This is a genomic window from Brachybacterium ginsengisoli, assembly GCF_002407065.1.
Lineage (GTDB): Bacteria > Actinomycetota > Actinomycetes > Actinomycetales > Dermabacteraceae > Brachybacterium > Brachybacterium ginsengisoli.
The window spans coordinates 3,267,185-3,283,766 of record NZ_CP023564.1 but is presented as its reverse complement, the minus strand read 5'-3'; the positions used below and the strand labels follow the sequence as shown (position 1 = coordinate 3,283,766).

The window sequence follows — 16,582 nt, the reverse complement described above, 5'->3', positions numbered from 1 at the left end:
CGATCGAGCTGCCAGGGGTCCGATCTCCTCCGCTGCAGCCGACGATCGGGCCCCTCACTCCGGCAGCTCGTCCTCCCGGCCCGGGTAGGACGGCTGCGCTCCGTGCCGGGTCACCGCGAACGCGCCGACGCGCGCCGCCCGTCGGCCGGCCTCGCCCGCGCTCTCGCCCCGGGCGAGGCCCAGTGCGAGCGCCCCGACGAAGGCGTCGCCGGCGCCGGTCGTGTCGACGGAGTGGACGACCGGCGAGCTGATCTCGGAGATCTCTGCATCGACGGCCAGGATCGCACCGCGCGCGCCGCGCGTCATGACGACGGAGCGGATCCCTGCGTCGCGGAGACCCCGCACGGTGGCCATGTCGTCGTCGGGCGCCTCGGCGCCCGTCAGCGAGGACAGCGCGAGGCGGCCCTCGGACTCGTTGACGACCAGCGGATCTGCGGCGGTGAGCGTGCCCTCCTCCACCTCGATCACGGGAGCCAGGTTCAGCAGGAACCGGGTGCCGGTGTCGGTGCAGAGTCGTGCCAGCTCATCCACGGCGGCTGCAGGGATCTCTCCCTGGGAGACGACGAGGTCGCTCTCCGCCACGGCTGCCCGGAGCTCCTGGACGTCCTGCGGCGTCCAGGAGCCGTTCGCCCCGGCGATGATCACGATGCTGTTCTCTCCGGACTCGTCGACGGTGACCACCGCCAGGCCGGTCTCCTCGTCGGGGATCTCGGTCGCGGCGGTCAGGTCCGCCCCGGCGCTGTGCAGCAGCGCGAGCGCGAGTTCGGCGTCGGGACCGGCGCCGGTGCGGCCTGCGAAGCGGACGTCACCGCCGAGTCGGGCGGCGGCGCACGCCTGATTGGCGCCCTTGCCGCCTGGGGATCGACGGGACCCGGTGCCGGCGATCGTCTCGCCGGGCTGGGGGTGCCGGGCCACCCCGAGCACGAGGTCCACGTTGACGGAGCCGACGACGAGGATCCGGCCCTCGCCGGTGCGGTTCTGCGCGGTCACGAGTGTGCTCCTCCGAGGTAGCGCTGGGGGTTGGTGGTGATGAGCTGCTGTGCCCGGGCGCGGTCGACTCCGCGCGCCACCAGCAGCTCGAGGAAGACGGTGGGCACGAGGAGGAATCCGCCTCCTCCCAGGCTGCTCCACATCTGCTTGAGGAACAGATCATGGCTGAGCAGGATCTGGTCGCCGTAGCCGAGGTCGATGAGGCGGGCCACGGCGTCCGCGGTGTCGGTGATCGAGGGGGAGACCCCCTCGCCGGGGAACGAGATGTCCAGGCCTATCATGTCGAACTCGAGCCAGACACCGCGATCCAGCAGCCGGCGCTGGTAGTCGAGGTCGGCGCCGGAGGGATCGCTGTGGGCGAGGGAGATCTGCGCCGGGTCAGCACCCATCTCGCCCACGGCGATGTCCAGCACCTCGTCGCCGCGCCGCAGCCAGCCGGGCATGTGGATGTTCATCGCGGTGCCGGGGCTCTCGTGCTGGGCGAGTGCCGCAGCCCGGAGGCTGGTCCGCTCGCCCGGTGTGAAGTCGGGCGAGACGCCGACCTCGCCGATCATGCCGGCACGCACGACCACGTCGTCCTCGCCCTCAGCGCCCACGCCGTCGCGGAGCTCGCGGAGTATCTGCTCCGCGAGCTCCTCGACGCTGTGGGAGGTGAGGCGGCTGCCCTCGAACTTCTCGAGATAGGCGCCGGTGGACATCACCACGTGCAGCCCGGTCTCCCGGGACAGCCGCACCAGGTGGGCCGGGGAGCGGCCGATCGCGGCGGAGCCGGTGGCGTCGACGATCGTGCCGCCTCCCACGCCCTGGAAGGCGAGGGCCTCGCCGCGCACCCCGGAGAGGTCTTTCGGGGCGACGTTGTCGGCGCTGCAGTAGGGATCCTGCCGGAGAGCCCACTGCAGGGACGGTTCGATGGTTCGATCCGTCAGCACGCTGCTGAACGGGAACGAGGGGTCCACGAGGCATCCGCTCAGGTCGTTGAACAGATGCTCGTGGGGGAGGACCACGCCGAGCGCGGCGGCGTCGACGGGGCCCGTCACGGTCTGCACCGGGCGCTGCGGCTCCGTCATGGGCGGGCGTCCTGCGAGATCGGCTCCTGCCCGTCGTGCGCGGTCATCTGCCGTGCCCCGCCCTCGTCGCGCACCTGCTTCGAGGGGATCATGGCGATCGCCGAGGCGCACAGCGCCACCAGGGCACCGAGGACCGTCACGACATGGACGGTGCCCATGCCGGGGATGAGCGAGTCGATGAGTATGGAGCCCACGAGCTGGCCCGCGGTCGAGGCGAGCGCGAGGAGCAGCAGGCCCAGGCGGCTCACCAGGATCGCCATGAGGGCGATCGAGAGGAGCCCGAGCGGGCCGCCCAGGTACATCCACCAGGTGTCGGGGAGGGCGAAGGTCGCATGGCCGGCGACCAGACGGATGAGGAACGCGGCCGTGAGGAACACGAAGCCGATCAGGAAGTTCCAGGTGATCGAGACCAGCATCGACCCGGCGAGCGTGCCGATGTTCGAGTTGCCGGCGGGCTGCCAGCCGGCGAGCAGACCACCGGCGAAGGGCAGGATGACGAGCGCCAGGGCGTGAGGGGTCTGGAAGTTCGGGGAGACCACCAGCACGGTGGCGACGACGGCGAGCACCGCCCCGATGACCCGGAAGACGCTCAGCGCCTGCTTGAACTGGACGCCGATCGCGAGGCGGTCGCAGACCACCCCGGAGATGACCATGCCGGAGATCAGAGCGGTCTGGAAGGTCGCGACGCCCAGGGCCCCCACGGAGATGCCCTCGGACAGCACGATCACCGCGCCGCACAGTCCGGCGAAGAAGTTCGGCCACGGGATGGTGCCGCGGCGGAGGTGACCGGGAAGGCTCAGGAAGGCGCTGCGGGTCGAGGCCCGCGGAAGGATGATCACGAGCATCAGCAGCAGGCCGCTGCCGAAGGAGATGATCGACGCCAGGTGACCGTCCCCGAGATCGGCGCCGAGGCGGCCGTTGACGGCGGACTGCATCGGCCCGAGCATGCCCGCGAGCACGGTGAACAGGACGAAGATGCCGACGGAGGCCGTCCTCGCGACGGGCGGTCGATCGTGGACGACGTTGTCCGCAGAGGTGTTCATGTCATGCCACCTCGTCCGAATCGTCTGCCGCGAGCCACGTCATGGCCTGGCTGAACAGCTTCCCATAGCCGTCCCAGTCCATGAACTCCTGCGGCGCCCAGTGCGGGGAGACGTCCGAGGCGAAGGCGAGCGAGCGCCCTGCGCCGACGGTGCGGACGGCGAGCAGCGGATGGCCCTCGATCTCGGCGAGCACGATCGCGTCCTCCGTGGCGACGAGCTCCTGGTAGCCCAGGAGGATCGGCCAGGTCTCGTCGAGCCCGGCGACGACGGGGTGGTCCGTGCCGGTCAGCGCGCCCTGCACGCCCTGCGGGGACTCCACGCGGTCGTCCCAGCGGTGGATGGTCACCGGGAGGACCTCTTCGACAGCGGTGCCGGCGTAGTTCGCCTTGGCGCCGAAGCCCTGGAAGGAGAGGTAGCCGCCGGCCATCATCAGGCCGCCGCCGTCGCGGACCCAGTCGCGCAGCAGGTGCAGACGGTTGGGTGCCGGGCGGCCCTGGTCGAAGACCTGCGGCGGGAGCAGCAGGGTGTTCGCGCCGATGTCCGACAGCAGGACGACGTCGTAGACGTCGAGCTCTTCACGGGTGAGGGGGAAGAACTCCGCCACGTCATGGGAGCGCAGGTGGGTGACGTCGTGCCCGTCGGCCCGCAGCACCTCGAGCAGCTGGGCGCAGCCGATCTGCACCTGCGTGTGGGGGAAGGGGTCGTACCCCTTGTGATCGATGGTCGCGCTGACCCACGACTCTCCTGCCAACAGCACCTTCGCCATGTGTGTTCCTCCTCGAAATGACCGGCAGCCCGATCCCCATCATCGTTGCGCAACGGTTGCGCAACGCTCATGGTGGTCGACGATAGGCCCGTGGCGTTCGGAAGGCAAGCCGTTCCCGCGTAATCTGTCCAGCCAGTGCTATCGGCCAGTGCTATCGGCCAGTGCCATCAGCCAGTGCCATCGGAAGGGAGCTCATGTCGATATCTGCCGTCGCTCGCGAAGCCGGCGTCTCGACGTCGACCGTCTCGCGCTTCCTGAAGGGGCAGCTCCAGCTCAGCCCGGAGACCGAGACGAAGATCCGCACGGCCATGGAGGCCACGGGTTTCGCCGTGCCGCGCAGTGCCGTGCATCACCTGGCGCTCGTGGTCCCCGAGCTGTCCAATCCGTACTTCGCCCAGCTGGCGCAGGCCGTCACAGATGCCGCGCATCATCGGGACCTGGAGGTCTCCGTGGTCGTCTCGGACGGCCTCGAGGCGCGCGAGCGAAAGATCGTCGCCAAGTGCGCTCGAGGGCGCGGGCTGGGTGCTGACGCCATCGTGTTCGTCTCGATGACCGGCAGCGGCGAGCTGCTGGCGGAGGTCCCGGAGGACTTTCCGTTCGTGGCCCTCGACGAACAGCTGGGCGGTGCGCTCGCCGAGCGCCGCGGGTTCGTCGGCGCCGACAACTTCGAAGGGGCTTATCAGGCGACGACCTTCCTGCTCAGCCGCGGTCACCAGCGCATCGCGCATGTCGCCGGTCCGGGGGACCTGGAGTCCGCGCGCGATCGCCTGCGCGGATACCTCCGAGCGGTGCGGGACGCCGGGCTCGAGGTGGACTCGCGACTGGTGCTGGAGGGGACGTATTCGGAGTCCTTCGGCGCCCACGCCCTCTCGCAGGTGCTCCGCCTCGAGGATCGCCCCACCGCCGTCTTCGCAGGCAGCGACATCGTCGCGGTGGGCATCGCCGCCGCCGCGCCGAGGCACGGCATCCGGATCCCCGAGGACCTCTCGCTGATCGGCTTCGACGGCATCGAACAGGGGTCCTGGGTCACGCCGCGCCTCAGCACGGTGGTGCAGCCGTTCGACGAGCTCGCCCGCCGCGCTCTGGACCTCGTCGAGGCGGCGGCCCGCGGCGCGGAGCCGACGGTGCAGCATCTGCCGATGGAGCTGCGGATCGCCGAATCGGTCGCAGGGCTCCGCCCCTCAGGGAGCTGAGAGCAGCACCTGCTCGTACAGGTGGGCGGCGTCGGTGATCTGGCCGAGCTCGAGGTGCTCGTCGACCGAGTGCATCTGTATCGGATCCCCGGGACCCCAGACGACGATCGGAATGTCCGGGCGGAAGCCCTGGAGCACGGATCCGTCGGTGAAGTAGGTGACCGGAGCGGTCTCGACGGGCGACGGCAGCGACGTCACGAACGACGAGTCAGGATCGGTGCGCAGCGCGGCGAGATCGAGGATCGTCTCCACCTCGTCGATGCCGTCCGCCCCGCGCCAGTGCGCGAGCAGGGGACCGGAGTCGGCGACGGTGCGCTGGTCGAGGGTCGCCATCGCCGAGTCGGGGACGATGTTGGTCGCGTGACCGCCCTGGAAGGTGCCGATCGAGGCGGTCTCCGCCCCCAGCGTCTCGTCGACGCGCAGCGGTGCCGCCGCCAAGGCAGGGCCCAGTGCGCCGGCGAGGCGGAGCACGGCGTTGACCCCGCGCTCGGGCGCCGAGCCGTGCGCGGCGCGGCCCCGCGAGATGAGGCGCAGCCAGCACGCACCGCGATGACTGCACCGCACGCCGAGGGCGGTGGCCTCGGGGATGATGATCCCGGCTAGGTCGAGGCCCTCCAGCGCCTCGCTCGTGCGCTGGGCGCCGAGAGAGCCGACCTCCTCATCAGCGGTGAGGAGCAGATGCCCGCCGGCGCCGCGGCTCGCCGCGCGGATCAGCGCGACGGCCGCAGCGGCCAGCCCGCCTTTCATATCCACCGAGCCCCGCCCGTGCAGGTGGGCGCCGTCGACCTCGCCGGCGTGAGGATCTCGCGACCAGCTGCCCACGTCCCCCACCGGCACCGTGTCGGTGTGGCAGGCGAACAGGGGGACCGGGCCTCCCGTCTCGACGGAGATCAGCGTCCACGGTCGATCCTCGCCGCCCGTGCGGATCCGGGCTGCGGGCATATGATCCCGCAGGACGTCCGCGACATGCCGCTGGACGGCGCGCATGCCGTCGGCATCGTTCGATGGGCTGGGGATGCGGACGAGATCCGCGGCGAGGTCGACGGGGTCGATCAACGGGGCCTCCCGAGGCGGGGATGGGTGGTGCAGTGTCGGGCAGTCGGAACGTCCGATGAGCCGAGACTAGGCGCTGTTCGTGCTGGTGGCGACGTCTCCCTGCGCCCGACGGGCCGGGGCTCGGAACCGGACCGTCAGCGACGCGGCTCGGTGAGTGCGATCTTCATCCGCCGCCGCGAGCCGTTGAGATGCTCCTCGAGATACTCGAGCGCATCATCGACCCGCCCCTCGCGGACAGCGTCCAGGAGCTGGGCGTGGTCGTGCATCGACGGGTGGAGGTCCACGTCCTGCCGGTTCGTCTGCTGCAACACCACGGCGAAGGTCGGCTCGATGCGATTCCACATCGACTCGGCACGACGGTTCGGGCCCAGCCGGTACAGCGAGGTGTGGAAGCCGAGGTCATGTCGCGCGAACTCGTACCAGTCGCCGACGTCCGCCGCCTGACGCATCCGCTTCAGGGCCCGCTCGGCCTCCGTCCAGTCGATGGGCTCCTCGGCGTCGGACAGGCTCCGGATGACGAGCGCCTCGAGCGCCCCTCGCACGCCGTACAGCTCGTCGACGTCGGCCTCCGAGATCCCGCGGACGCGATACCCCTTGCGCTCGGGAAGGACCAGGTGCTCGTCGATCAGGACCCGCAGCGCATCGCGGACCGGTCCGCGAGAGAGGTCGTACTCCGAGGCCAGCGCACCTTCTATCAGCCGGCTCCCGGGCGCGAGGTCGCCGCGGATGATCGCGATCCTGAGATTCTGCGCGAGGCGATCGCCGAGGGAGCCGACGCGGATGCTCGGTGTGTCTGGCACGGGGAGTCCTTCCGGTGAGTGGGTGCGGACGCCGGGGACGATCCGGCCTCGAGTCTACGAAGTGCAGGACACCAGATCATGAAAGTCCCTCGAGGACACCGCGCTCCCGGGCCCCAAGTGCCCGCGAGATCGTCCCCGCGAGGCACTGGCCTGCGCCGTCATCCCTTGGTCGCCCCGGCCGCGAGTCCGGAGACCACGTACTTCTGTGCCACCAGAGCGACGAGGATGACCGGGAGGGTGATGACGACCGCCGCCGCCATGAGGCCGCCCCAGTCGACCGACGCATAGGCCGTGAAGTTGGAGATCGCCACGGGCAGAGTGCGGGTCTGCTGGCTGGAGAGCACCAGCGCGAACAGGAAGTTGTTCCAGCTGAAGATGAACGCGAGGATCGCCGAGGTGGCGAGTCCCGGCACGGACAGCGGGAGCGTGATGCGGAGGAACGCCCCGGCCCTGGTGAGTCCGTCGACCTGTGCGGACTCCTCCAGCTCCTCGGGAAGGCTCGTGAAGAAGCCCGCCATGACCGCCACGACGAACGGCAGCGTCACGAAGACGTGCGTGCCGATCAGCACCGGGTAGCCGCCCACCACTCCCAGCGTCGAGAAGAGGAAGAACCAGGGCACCAGCAGGCTGACGCCGGGGAGGACCCTGGCGAGCATCAGGAAGGCCGTGGCGTTGCGGACGTGGAACCGGGAGATCGCGAACGCCGCCGGAGCGCCCACCACCAGGGCGATGAGCGTGGAGGCGAAGGCGATGAGGAACGAGTTCGCGATGAACGGCGAGAAGTTGTAGCGGGAGAGGACGCCCCGATAGTTGTCCAGCGTGAAGCCGGCGGTGAGGAACCGTTGAGGGTCGACGATGTCGAGCGTAGTGCGCAGCGAGGCCAGCACCATCCACACGATGGGGAGGAGGAGCACCGCGAGGACGACGGCGATGGCGACGGTGCGCAGCGTGCTGCCGAGCCGATGACGGGAGGTCCGTCGACGGGGCAGGGGGAGAGTGGTGACGGTGTTCATTGTTGTCCTGCCTTGCGAAGGATGTGGATCACGGCCAGCGCGGCGACGATCAGCATCAGGAAGATCATCAGGAGGGCCGACGCGCGCCCGTACTGGGAGAACTCGAAGCTCTGCCCATAGGCGAGGATGTTCAGCGTCTCGACCTCGTGCTCGGAGCCGCCGCCCCGCCCCTTGGTGGCGTAGATGACGTCGAACGACTTCAGCGCATCGACCGCCCGCAGCATCATGGCGGCGGCCATCGTCGGCCAGAGCATCGGGAGCGTGACGTACCAGAACTGCTGGAGACGACTCGCGCCGTCGACAGACGCCGCCTCATAGGGCTCGTCGGGAAGCGAGCTGAGACCCGCGAGCAGGATGAGCGCGACCATCGGGGTCCACTGCCACACGTCGATCAGGGCGAGCGTCGTGAGCGCCTGGCCGGGCGAGGTGAGGAAGCCCAGGCGGGGGAGCGAGAGGTTCCCCAGCATGTGGTTCACGATGCCGATGTTGGGCTCGAGCAGGAGCATCCACATCATCCCGATGGCGACCGGGGTGGCCACCAGCGGAGCCAGGATCGCCGCACGGACGATCCCCTGCCCGCGGAAGCTCTTGCGCAGCAGCAGGGCGATCGCCAGCCCGAAGACCATCTCGAGAGCCAGGGCGAGCGCGGTGTAGTAGATCGTCCTCCAGGTGGCCGGCCAGAAGCGGTCTGTGTCGGTCAGCCAGTGGGTGTAGTTCTCCAGTCCGACCATGTCGAAGGGGCGGGTGACCGCGCCCTGCGAGTTCGTCAGCGAGAGGTACACCGTGTACAGGATCGGGAACGCGATCATCGTGGCGATGTAGGCCACCGACGGCGCGATGAAGAGGACCTTGAGGTGCCGGTCGATCCAGCTGCCCAGCCGGTCACGGAGTCCTCGTCGGCGCTCGGGGCGGTGGTCCTCGGGCCGGAAGACGGGGCCCGGTGCGGAGAGATGTGCCGCGTCCGGCTCCGCTCCCGCCGGCGCGGTCCCGGTGATCATGCCGGTGCCTCGGCGTCGATCAGCTCCTGGAGCTGTTCGTCGGCCTTGGTCGCTGCGGCGGGGACGTCCTCACCGTTGATCGAGGCGATGATCGGGGCGCCGACGTACTCGCGCGCCTGTGCCACCTGCTCGACCTGCGGCCTGTCGTGGCCGACCACTCCGTCGAGAGTGGCCTGGACGTTCGTGACGAGTCCCGCCGGGAACGAGCCCGCAGCGGCGTCGTCGTCCCAGCTGGACTGTCGGGGAGAGGGCAGGGTGTCCTCGCTCATGAGCGTCGTGAGCATGCCCTGGCTCGTCGCCCAGGTGATGAACTTCCACGCGGCGTCCTGCTTGCGGGAGAAGCTGTTGATGCCCGCCGTCCACGGGACGATGCTGTACGGCTTGCTTCCCGCAGGGCCTGCGGGGAATGGGGCGAAGTCGACGGTCTCCACCACGGAGGAGGAGGACTCATCGAGGAAGGTGTACGCCTGGGAGTCCGCGTCCAGGTAGAAGGCCGCCCGGCCCTGGGCGAACAGCGCGGACGCCTCCACCCAGCCCATCGAGGTGACGCCCTCCGGCCCGAACTCGCGCAGGACCCGCCCGTAGTAGTCGTACGCGGCGATCGCGGCATCGGAGTTGAGCGCCGAGGCGCCGTCGGCCTGGAAGTCGCCTCCGAAGGAGTAGAGGAACGAGCTGAACTGGGTCACCGCAGCCACCGCCTGGCCGCGCATCGCGATCCCGGACATGCCGCTTCCCGGGTCGTGGAGGGCCTCGGCGGCGGCCTCGAGCTCGTCGAGAGTCGTCGGGACGGCCATGCCGGCCTTCTCGAGGAGGTCCTTGCGGTAGTAGACGACGTGGCGTTCGGTCATCAGGGGAACTCCGAGGACCACGTCGTCGACGGTGACGGCCTCGCGGGCGGCCTCCTGGAAGTCGTCCCAGCCCCAGTCCGACTCCGCCTCCACGCGGTCAGTGACGTCGAGGAGCCATCCGTTGCGGGCGAACTCCCGGGCGACGTCCTGGACCTGGAAGACCATCACGTCGAAGGTGTCGTCGGAGGCGTTGAGCTTGACCTTGTACTGGTCGTTGAGCTGTTCGTTGCCGTAAGTGTCGAGGTGGACGGCCACCCCGGTCTCCTCGGCGTACCGGTCCAGGTGCTTCTCGAGGCCCTGGACCCATGGGTTGTTGCCGGAGACGACGGTGATGTCGGTGACGTCTTCGTCCTGCTTCGCAGGGGAGCCCCCGCCGCAGGCGGCGAGGGTCAGGCCGGCCGTGCCGAGCCCACCGGCGAGGATGAGGTTTCTGCGGGTGATGGACATGGGATTCACTCCTTCGTGAGTCTGGTGGTGTCCGTGGTGCGGATGTTGTCGGGGCGCCTGCCGGCGAGACGGTCGACGATCGCCGCGCAGACGACGCGGCCGACCTGCTCGTAGGCCTCGCGGGTATCGGCTGCGCTGTGGCAGGTGGCGACCACGGTGTCCAGGGCGAGCAGCGGGTGATCGGGGGAGACGGGCTCCTCCTCCCACACGTCGATGCCGGCGGCGGCGAGGTGTCCCGAGCGGAGGGCCTCGGCGAGGGCGGCCTCGTCGATGACGCCGCCCCTGCTGGTGTTGACCACGACGCTGCCCGGTCGCATCGCGGCGAACTCCGCGGTGGAGAGCATGTGATGGGTGGACGGCAGGTGCGGTGCGTGCACGCTCACGGCGTGGGAGCTGGCTAGGACCTCGTCCAAGCTGGTGAGACGTACTCCGAGCTCGCTTGCTGCCGCCTCGTCGGCCTGGGGATCGCAGGCCGTGAGGGTGACATCGAAGCCCCGCAGCCGACGGGCGAGGTTCTGGGAGGTGTTCCCGAATCCGATCAGGCCGATCGAAGAGCCGGTGATCTCGAATCCGTTGAAGCGGTCCCAGCCGCCCGCCCGCACCGTGCTGTCCTGCCTCGGGATGCGGCGGACGGCGGCGAGGAGCAGCGCGAGGGCCATCTCCGCCACGGCGTTCGCATTCGCCCCCGGGGCGTTCGTGACATCGACCCCGCGGATCCGCGCCGAGTCCAGGTCGATGTTGTCGACGCCGACCCCGAGCTTCGAGAGGATCTGCAGCGACGGTGCCGCGGCGATCACCTCGGCGTCCCAGTCGTCCATTCCGACGATCGCCGCATCGATGTCGTGCACCCGCTCGAGCAGATCCGCCTTCTCGTAGGGCGTGGAGCCCGGGTTGAGCACCACGTCGTGCCCGGCCGCGACCAGCTGGGCGTATCCGCTTGGGCACAGGGTCTCGAAGCGGACCGGGCCCACCAGGATCCTGCTCACGAGGTGACCATGTCCAGGAGGTCCAGATCGCTCAGCGCCTGGTCGATCCGGGCGATCTGCTCGCCATCGGGCTGGTCGATGGTCATGCGGCACGTGGAGGCCTCACCGGTGGTCCGGTGGAGGGCGTGCTTGATGTTCGCGATGCTGGGGCCGAGGAGCGGGACCAGTCGGGCGATCCTCTGCTGTGCCGCGGCTATCGCGGCTGCATCCTGTGTCGCCAGGGCCCGGCTGAGGTCCTGCCAGAGCGTCGGGGCAGCGGAGCTGACCCCGGAGACGGTTCCGGTTCCTCCGGCGGCCATGGTGGCGGGGAGGTCCGCATCGTTGCCGGACCAGAGCTTGAATCCGTCGGGGGCGGCCTCGAGGTACTCCTCGACCCGGGCGCTCGCCGCCCCGCTGACCTTCAGGCCCGTGATGCCGCTCTCGAGGACCTCGGGCAGATCCGCGGGAGCGAGATCGGTGACCGCGACATCCGGGAAGACGTAGCCGTAGAGCTCGCCGCCGCACTCCTTTGCGATCGCCTCCCAGTGGCGCGTGATGCCCGCGGTGCTGGCGGCGAGGTAGTGGGGCGTGATCGCTGCGAACCGGATGGCTCCCAGGGCGGCGACGCGTTCGGTGATCTCGAGGGACTGCCGGGTGCTCGAGCTGCCCACGTGAATCACCACCCGCTGCGGCCCGAGGACCTCTAGGGCCTGCTCGGCGAGCGCGGCACGCTCGGTGACGTCCAGGGCGAGGAACTCGCCGGTGGTGCCGGCGACGAAGACGCCGTCGAGCGTCGCGGCGACGTCCTCCAGCCGGCGCGCGAAGGACTCGTGGTCGATCGCGCCGTCCTCGTCGAAGGGCGTGGTGAGCGCGGACAGGATCTCAGGAATGGACATGCAGGAACCTCTCGTTGTCGTCGTTGACCGTCTACGGTTAACCGTCAACGGGAGAGTAGCAGTCGTGAGGTTCGCCGGGAAGGGGTTCGAGCGTCGATGGTTCCGTCGGTCGAGCGGAGTCGCCTCGACGCCCGCCCTCCGAATCTTTCTGCCGGAGGGTTGTCGGAAAAATGCCGCCACCCTACGGTTGCCCGCATGACCGATCACCTCGGTGTTCTCGCACTGACGCGACGAACCCATGAAATGCGTGTCCTGGCCGCGCTCAGGTCCCGGGGCCCCTCCAGCCGCGCCCAGCTCGCCGAGGCGACGCGGCTCTCCCGCACCACGCTGTCCGAGATCGTCGCGGACCTCGTGGGCCGCGGCGCCGTGGTCGTCACCGACACCGATGCCGCACAGCGGCGGGGGAGCGGACGGCCCGCCGCGCTGCTCGCCCTCGACCCCGGCTCCGCCCAGTTCCTCGGCCTGGACTTCGGGCACCGCCGCGTCGCCCTCGCGATCGCCGACCCGAGCCACGAGGTGGTCGCGCAGGCGGAGGTCTCCTACGACGAGGGGAGCGGATGGGACGAGCGGGTGGAGCGCGCGGTGGCGCTCGCCCGGCGCCTGGCGAAGGAGCATCATCTCCACTTCGGCGCGCTGCAGGGGATGGCCGCCGGGGTCACCGGCCGCAGCCGCACGGCCGCCGAACCGGTGGTCGCCCGTCTGCTCGCCGAGGCCTTCGACGTCGACGTCACGGTGGACAACAACGTGCGCTTCGCCGGCCTCGCCGAGGCCAGCGAGCGGGGGAGCCGGTCCTCGCATGCGATCTACCTCCACCTCAGCGACGGCGTGGGCGGCGCCGTGGTGGTCGACGGGCGGCTGCACCAGGGCGCGGATCGTGTCGCCGGCGAGTTCGGGCACGTCGTCGTCCGGGCCGACGGAGAGCTGTGCCGCTGCGGCAAGCGCGGATGCCTCGAGACGGTCGCGGGCATCGAGGCGCTCGCCGAGGCGGACCCCGTCCAGCTGGGCCGGGCGGCCGACGCCGTCGGCACCGTGCTGGGAGCGGCGGTGATGATCCTGAACCCGGATCTGATCGTCGTCGGCGGGCGCGTCCCCGCGGAGCGCCCGGAGATCCTCCCGCTCATCGAGTCCGCGGTCCATGAGGGCACGGCCGGCTCGGCGGGCTCCCGACCGGAGGTGCGCGCCGCCGTCTGCGGGCCGTTCGCCGGAGCGCGCGGCTCCCTCATCGCCGCGATCCACGAGAGCCCTCTGCTGGCCGGGTACGACGGCACCGTCTTCCCCACCGTCCAGCGCGAGACCTCCCGGAGGGCCATCGGATGACCCGCCCGAACATCCTCCTGCTCATGACCGACCAGCACCGGGCCGACACCTTCGGCGCCTACGGCAACCGATGCAGCCTCACCCCCGTCGCCGACGAGATCGCGCGCACCGGGACCCGCTTCGACCGCTGGTACACGCCCACTGCGATCTGCACCCCGGCCCGCGCGAGCCTGCTCACCGGCATGGCGCCCTTCCGGCACAAGGTGCTGGCCAACCACGAGCGCAACGTCGGCTACCTAGAGGACCTCGCCGAGGACACCTTCACCTTCCCCGCGGCGCTCCAGGAAGCCGGGTACCGCACGGGCCTGGTCGGCAAGTGGCATGCGGGCCACGAGCGGACGGCGGCGAGCTTCGGCTTCGACGGACCGGACCTGCCGGGGGACGCCTGGCACAACCCCGTCGAGGCCCCCGACTACCTCGCCTACCTGGCCGAGCACGACCTCCCGCCCTACGCGATCAGCGACCGGATCCGCGGCACCCTGCCCAACGGCGGCCCGGGCAACCTGCTCGCCGCCCGGCTGCACCAGCCCCTCGAGGCGACGTTCGAGCACTACCTCGCCACCCGCACCATCGAGCTGCTGGAGCGCTACGCCGGGGACCAGGAACGTACGGACGATCCCTTCTACCTGCAGCTGAACTTCTTCGGGCCGCACCTGCCCTACATTCTCCCGGACGAGTACTTCGACCTGGTCGACGCCCGGGACGTGCAGCTGCCCGCCTCGGTCGAGGAGACCTTCGACGGGAAGCCGCCGGTGCAGGCGAACTACTCGGCGCACTGGGCCTTCGACACCATGCCTCGGGAGACCTCCCGGAAGCTGATCGCCGTCTATTACGGCTACGTCGCCCTGATCGACCACGAGATGGGTCGGGTGATGGAAGCGATGGAGCGCCTGGGCCTGGTCGAGGACACCGCCGTGGTGATCACCTCCGACCACGGCGAGTTCACCGGCTCGCACCGGCTGCATGACAAAGGCCCGGCGATGTACGAGGACATCTACCGCACCGCCGGGATCCTGCGGGTCCCGGGGCAGGAGCCCGGGATCGTGCGCGACGAGTTCGTGAGCCTGCTGGACTGCACCGCCACCTTCCTGGATCTCGCGGGCCTGGATCCCTCCCTCGCCGTCGACTCCCGCAGCCTGCTGCCGCTGGCCACCCGCGACGAGGTGCCCTGGCAGGAGGACATCGTCTGCGAGTACCACGGCCACCACTTCCCCTACCCGCAGCGGATGCTGCGCACCGACCGCTACAAGCTGGTGGTGAACCCGGAATCGGTCAGCGAGCTGTACGACCTCGCCAACGATCCCGACGAGATGCGCAACCGCTACCAGGACCCGGAGCTGGCGGACGTACGTCGGCGGATGTCGCGCCGGTTGTACGAGCTGCTGGCCGAGCGGGGCGACAACTTCTTCCACTGGATGACCTCGATGCACGACATCGGGGAGGTCTCCTACGACCCGATGCTGAGTGGTCTCGACGAGGCCACCTACCCGCAGACCACACCCCCAGGAGCACTCTCATGACCCAGCGGGCGACCATCACGATCTCCACCGCCGAGCGCGCCGAGGTGGACCGCAACGTCTACGGCCACTTCCTCGAGTCCGCGTTCTTCGGCAACATCGAGGGCGGCGTGTTCGACGAGTCCTCCCCGCTCTCGATCACCGGCCAGGGCGCCCTGGACGGCTGCCGGGCCGACGTCATCGAGGCGTGCCGCGAGCTGGGACTGCCCGTGGTGCGCTGGCCGGGCGGCAACTTCACCTCCGCCTACTGGTGGCGGGACGGGATCGGCCCCCGAGACCAGCGGCCGCGTCGTCTGGAGCTCGCCTGGGGCTCCGAGGAGACCAACCGCTTCGGCACCCCGGAGTTCCTCGCCTGGATCGAGGCGGTGCGCACCGACGCCTCGCCCACCGCGGCCTACCTCCATCACAGCGCCCGCAGCGTGGACGACGCCGTGCGCTGGGTGGAGTACACCAACTACGCCGGCGACACCGAGATGACGGCCCTGCGGGCGGCCGACGGGCATGCCGATCCGTACGACGTGCGCTGGTGGGGCGTGGGCAACGAGGTCTACGGTCCCTGGCAGATGGGGCATCGCAGCGTCGAGCAGTACGTGGCCGACGTCCGCGAGCACGTGCGCTTCATGCGCCAGGTCGACCCGGGCCTGAAGATCATCGCCTGCGGCTGGGAGCGGGAGTCCTACACCGACACGCTCATCGCCGGCATCGGCGACCGCGTCGACGCGGTCTCGCTGCACCTGTACGGCCTGGACCACCACCTCACCGACCCGTCGGCCGCGGAGTTCGAGGACGTGGTCTCGCAGTCGGTGTACTTCGAGCAGACGATCTCCGCGTACGCCGACGAGATCCTGTTCGCCGCGGAGCGGGCCCACCTGGAGTCCGTGCCGTCGATCGCGATGGACGAGTGGAACAACCGGCACATGCAGTCCGTGGAGCTCGGCGAGCCGGTCCCCGCCGCGGACGGCGGCTTCGAGCCCAGCGGCACCGGCGCCGTGGAGGACCGCAAGGAGGTCAACCGCCACAGCACCCGCACCCTTGCCGACGCGCTCATGTACTCCGGGGTCTTCCACGCGATCCACCGGGCGACCGGGCACGACGTGCCGGTGAGCATGGCGAGCGCCGTGAACCTCATCAACGCCAACGGCATCCTGCAGGTGCGCCCGGAGGGGGTGCTCCGCACGCCCGTGTTCCACATCTGGAACCTCTACCAGAACCTCTTCCAGCCCCTCGCGGTGCGGGCCGACGTGACCGCCCCGGCGACCTGGCGCCAGGTGCGGCAGGGCTCCGCCCATCAGGACGCCCGCGGCTACCCGCGCGCCACCCGCCCCACCGCGGTGAGCCTGCTCGATGTGAGCGCCTCGGTCTCCCACGACGGCCGCACCCTCACCGTCGCGACCATCAACCGCTCCGCCACGGAGCCGATCACCGCACGCCTGGCCGGGCCCGAGGGTGCGCTGCCGGGCGCGGCGACCTGCCACGTCCTCGGAGCGGACGCCACGGACCTTTTCCAGACCAACACGCTGAGCGATCCGGAGAGCTGCGCGCTGCGCGACCTCGGCACCGTCGCGCTCGAGGACGGGGAGCACACCTTCCCCGCGCACAGCGTCACGTTGCTGACGTTCGAGCTCTGACGGAGGTCGTCCGTCGGGCCGAGGCGCTGGACTCCATT

At 70.2% G+C, this 16,582-nt stretch carries 15 protein-coding genes; 4 read left to right on the top strand and 11 right to left on the bottom strand.

Translation table 11 applies throughout. The features are described 5' to 3' along the window. Positions 1–54 precede the first annotated feature (54 nt). Genes CFK41_RS14725 through CFK41_RS14710 form a run of 4 tightly spaced genes read right to left on the bottom strand, consistent with a single transcriptional unit; the run spans position 55 to position 3,866 of the window. Positions 55–990 (bottom strand): ribokinase, encoded by a 936-nt coding sequence (locus CFK41_RS14725; protein WP_096800353.1) that lies wholly within the window; start codon positions 988–990, stop codon positions 55–57. Beyond that, positions 987–2,057 carry a phosphotriesterase family protein gene (locus CFK41_RS14720; protein ID WP_096800352.1) on the bottom strand — a complete coding sequence of 357 codons (1,071 nt, stop codon included), beginning with the start codon at positions 2,055–2,057 and terminating at the stop codon, positions 987–989. Before CFK41_RS14720 ends, CFK41_RS14725 begins: the two co-directional genes overlap by 4 nt. Continuing rightward, the gene (locus CFK41_RS14715; protein ID WP_096800351.1) at positions 2,054–3,100 is read right to left on the bottom strand and encodes a DMT family transporter; all 1,047 of its coding nucleotides are present in this window, start codon (positions 3,098–3,100) and stop codon (positions 2,054–2,056) included. Before CFK41_RS14715 ends, CFK41_RS14720 begins: the two co-directional genes overlap by 4 nt. A gap of 1 nt (position 3,101) precedes the next feature. After that, positions 3,102–3,866 carry a glutamine amidotransferase gene (locus CFK41_RS14710; protein WP_096800350.1) on the bottom strand — a complete coding sequence of 255 codons (765 nt, stop codon included), beginning with the start codon at positions 3,864–3,866 and terminating at the stop codon, positions 3,102–3,104. A 194-nt stretch (positions 3,867–4,060) separates the two neighbouring features. Between CFK41_RS14710 and CFK41_RS14705 the strand changes: the two genes are divergently transcribed. Beyond that, positions 4,061–5,059 (top strand): LacI family DNA-binding transcriptional regulator, encoded by a 999-nt coding sequence (locus CFK41_RS14705; RefSeq protein ID WP_096800349.1) that lies wholly within the window; start codon positions 4,061–4,063, stop codon positions 5,057–5,059. Here CFK41_RS14705 and CFK41_RS14700 read toward each other — a convergent pair. From CFK41_RS14700 to CFK41_RS14670, 7 genes are all read right to left on the bottom strand, one after another. Continuing rightward, positions 5,048–6,115: a M20 family metallopeptidase gene (locus CFK41_RS14700; RefSeq protein WP_096800348.1), complete on the bottom strand. Its 1,068-nt coding sequence runs from the start codon at positions 6,113–6,115 to the stop codon at positions 5,048–5,050. The two genes, CFK41_RS14705 and CFK41_RS14700, sit on opposite strands and share 12 nt — an antisense overlap. A gap of 134 nt (positions 6,116–6,249) precedes the next feature. Then, on the bottom strand, positions 6,250–6,915 hold the full coding sequence (locus CFK41_RS14695; RefSeq protein ID WP_096800347.1) for a GntR family transcriptional regulator: 666 nt from the start codon (positions 6,913–6,915) through the stop codon (positions 6,250–6,252). A 158-nt stretch (positions 6,916–7,073) separates the two neighbouring features. Beyond that, positions 7,074–7,928, bottom strand: a complete 855-nt coding sequence (locus CFK41_RS14690) for a carbohydrate ABC transporter permease (RefSeq protein WP_096800346.1) — start codon at positions 7,926–7,928, stop codon at positions 7,074–7,076. Next, positions 7,925–8,926, bottom strand: a complete 1,002-nt coding sequence (locus CFK41_RS14685; RefSeq protein WP_096800345.1) for a carbohydrate ABC transporter permease — start codon at positions 8,924–8,926, stop codon at positions 7,925–7,927. The genes CFK41_RS14690 and CFK41_RS14685 overlap by 4 nt, the downstream gene beginning before the upstream one ends. Beyond that, positions 8,923–10,221, bottom strand: coding sequence for an ABC transporter substrate-binding protein (locus tag CFK41_RS14680; RefSeq protein WP_096800344.1), 1,299 nt, complete (start codon positions 10,219–10,221; stop codon positions 8,923–8,925). Before CFK41_RS14680 ends, CFK41_RS14685 begins: the two co-directional genes overlap by 4 nt. Positions 10,222–10,226: 5 nt before the next feature. Further along, positions 10,227–11,207 (bottom strand): phosphoglycerate dehydrogenase, encoded by a 981-nt coding sequence (locus CFK41_RS14675; RefSeq protein ID WP_169928834.1) that lies wholly within the window; start codon positions 11,205–11,207, stop codon positions 10,227–10,229. Further along, complete coding sequence (locus tag CFK41_RS14670; RefSeq protein ID WP_169928833.1) at positions 11,204–12,082, bottom strand: dihydrodipicolinate synthase family protein; 879 nt, start codon at positions 12,080–12,082, stop codon at positions 11,204–11,206. The genes CFK41_RS14675 and CFK41_RS14670 overlap by 4 nt, the downstream gene beginning before the upstream one ends. 195 nt (positions 12,083–12,277) lie before the next feature. Between CFK41_RS14670 and CFK41_RS14665 the strand changes: the two genes are divergently transcribed. Genes CFK41_RS14665 through CFK41_RS17980 form a run of 3 tightly spaced genes read left to right on the top strand, consistent with a single transcriptional unit; the run spans position 12,278 to position 16,544 of the window. Then, positions 12,278–13,399, top strand: coding sequence for an ROK family transcriptional regulator (locus tag CFK41_RS14665; protein WP_096800342.1), 1,122 nt, complete (start codon positions 12,278–12,280; stop codon positions 13,397–13,399). Next, the gene (locus CFK41_RS14660) at positions 13,396–14,919 is read left to right on the top strand and encodes a sulfatase-like hydrolase/transferase (RefSeq protein ID WP_096800341.1); all 1,524 of its coding nucleotides are present in this window, start codon (positions 13,396–13,398) and stop codon (positions 14,917–14,919) included. The genes CFK41_RS14665 and CFK41_RS14660 overlap by 4 nt, the downstream gene beginning before the upstream one ends. Next, positions 14,916–16,544: an alpha-L-arabinofuranosidase C-terminal domain-containing protein gene (locus CFK41_RS17980; protein WP_096800340.1), complete on the top strand. Its 1,629-nt coding sequence runs from the start codon at positions 14,916–14,918 to the stop codon at positions 16,542–16,544. The genes CFK41_RS14660 and CFK41_RS17980 overlap by 4 nt, the downstream gene beginning before the upstream one ends. Positions 16,545–16,582 lie beyond the last annotated feature (38 nt).

Bases quoted from the DNA above. Each gene is read 5' to 3' on its own strand.
- CFK41_RS14710 (WP_096800350.1), bottom strand. From the start codon at position 3,866: ATGGCGAAGGTGCTGTTGGCAGGAGAGTCGTGGGTCAGCGCGACCATC.
- CFK41_RS17980 (WP_096800340.1), top strand. From the start codon at position 14,916: ATGACCCAGCGGGCGACCATCACGATCTCCACCGCCGAGCGCGCCGAG.
- CFK41_RS14720 (WP_096800352.1), bottom strand. From the start codon at position 2,057: ATGACGGAGCCGCAGCGCCCGGTGCAGACCGTGACGGGCCCCGTCGAC.
- CFK41_RS14680 (WP_096800344.1), bottom strand. From the start codon at position 10,221: ATGTCCATCACCCGCAGAAACCTCATCCTCGCCGGTGGGCTCGGCACG.
- CFK41_RS14715 (WP_096800351.1), bottom strand. From the start codon at position 3,100: ATGAACACCTCTGCGGACAACGTCGTCCACGATCGACCGCCCGTCGCG.
- CFK41_RS14670 (WP_169928833.1), bottom strand. From the start codon at position 12,082: ATGTCCATTCCTGAGATCCTGTCCGCGCTCACCACGCCCTTCGACGAG.
- CFK41_RS14690 (WP_096800346.1), bottom strand. From the start codon at position 7,928: ATGAACACCGTCACCACTCTCCCCCTGCCCCGTCGACGGACCTCCCGT.
- CFK41_RS14660 (WP_096800341.1), top strand. From the start codon at position 13,396: ATGACCCGCCCGAACATCCTCCTGCTCATGACCGACCAGCACCGGGCC.
- CFK41_RS14705 (WP_096800349.1), top strand. From the start codon at position 4,061: ATGTCGATATCTGCCGTCGCTCGCGAAGCCGGCGTCTCGACGTCGACC.
- CFK41_RS14665 (WP_096800342.1), top strand. From the start codon at position 12,278: ATGACCGATCACCTCGGTGTTCTCGCACTGACGCGACGAACCCATGAA.
- CFK41_RS14685 (WP_096800345.1), bottom strand. From the start codon at position 8,926: ATGATCACCGGGACCGCGCCGGCGGGAGCGGAGCCGGACGCGGCACAT.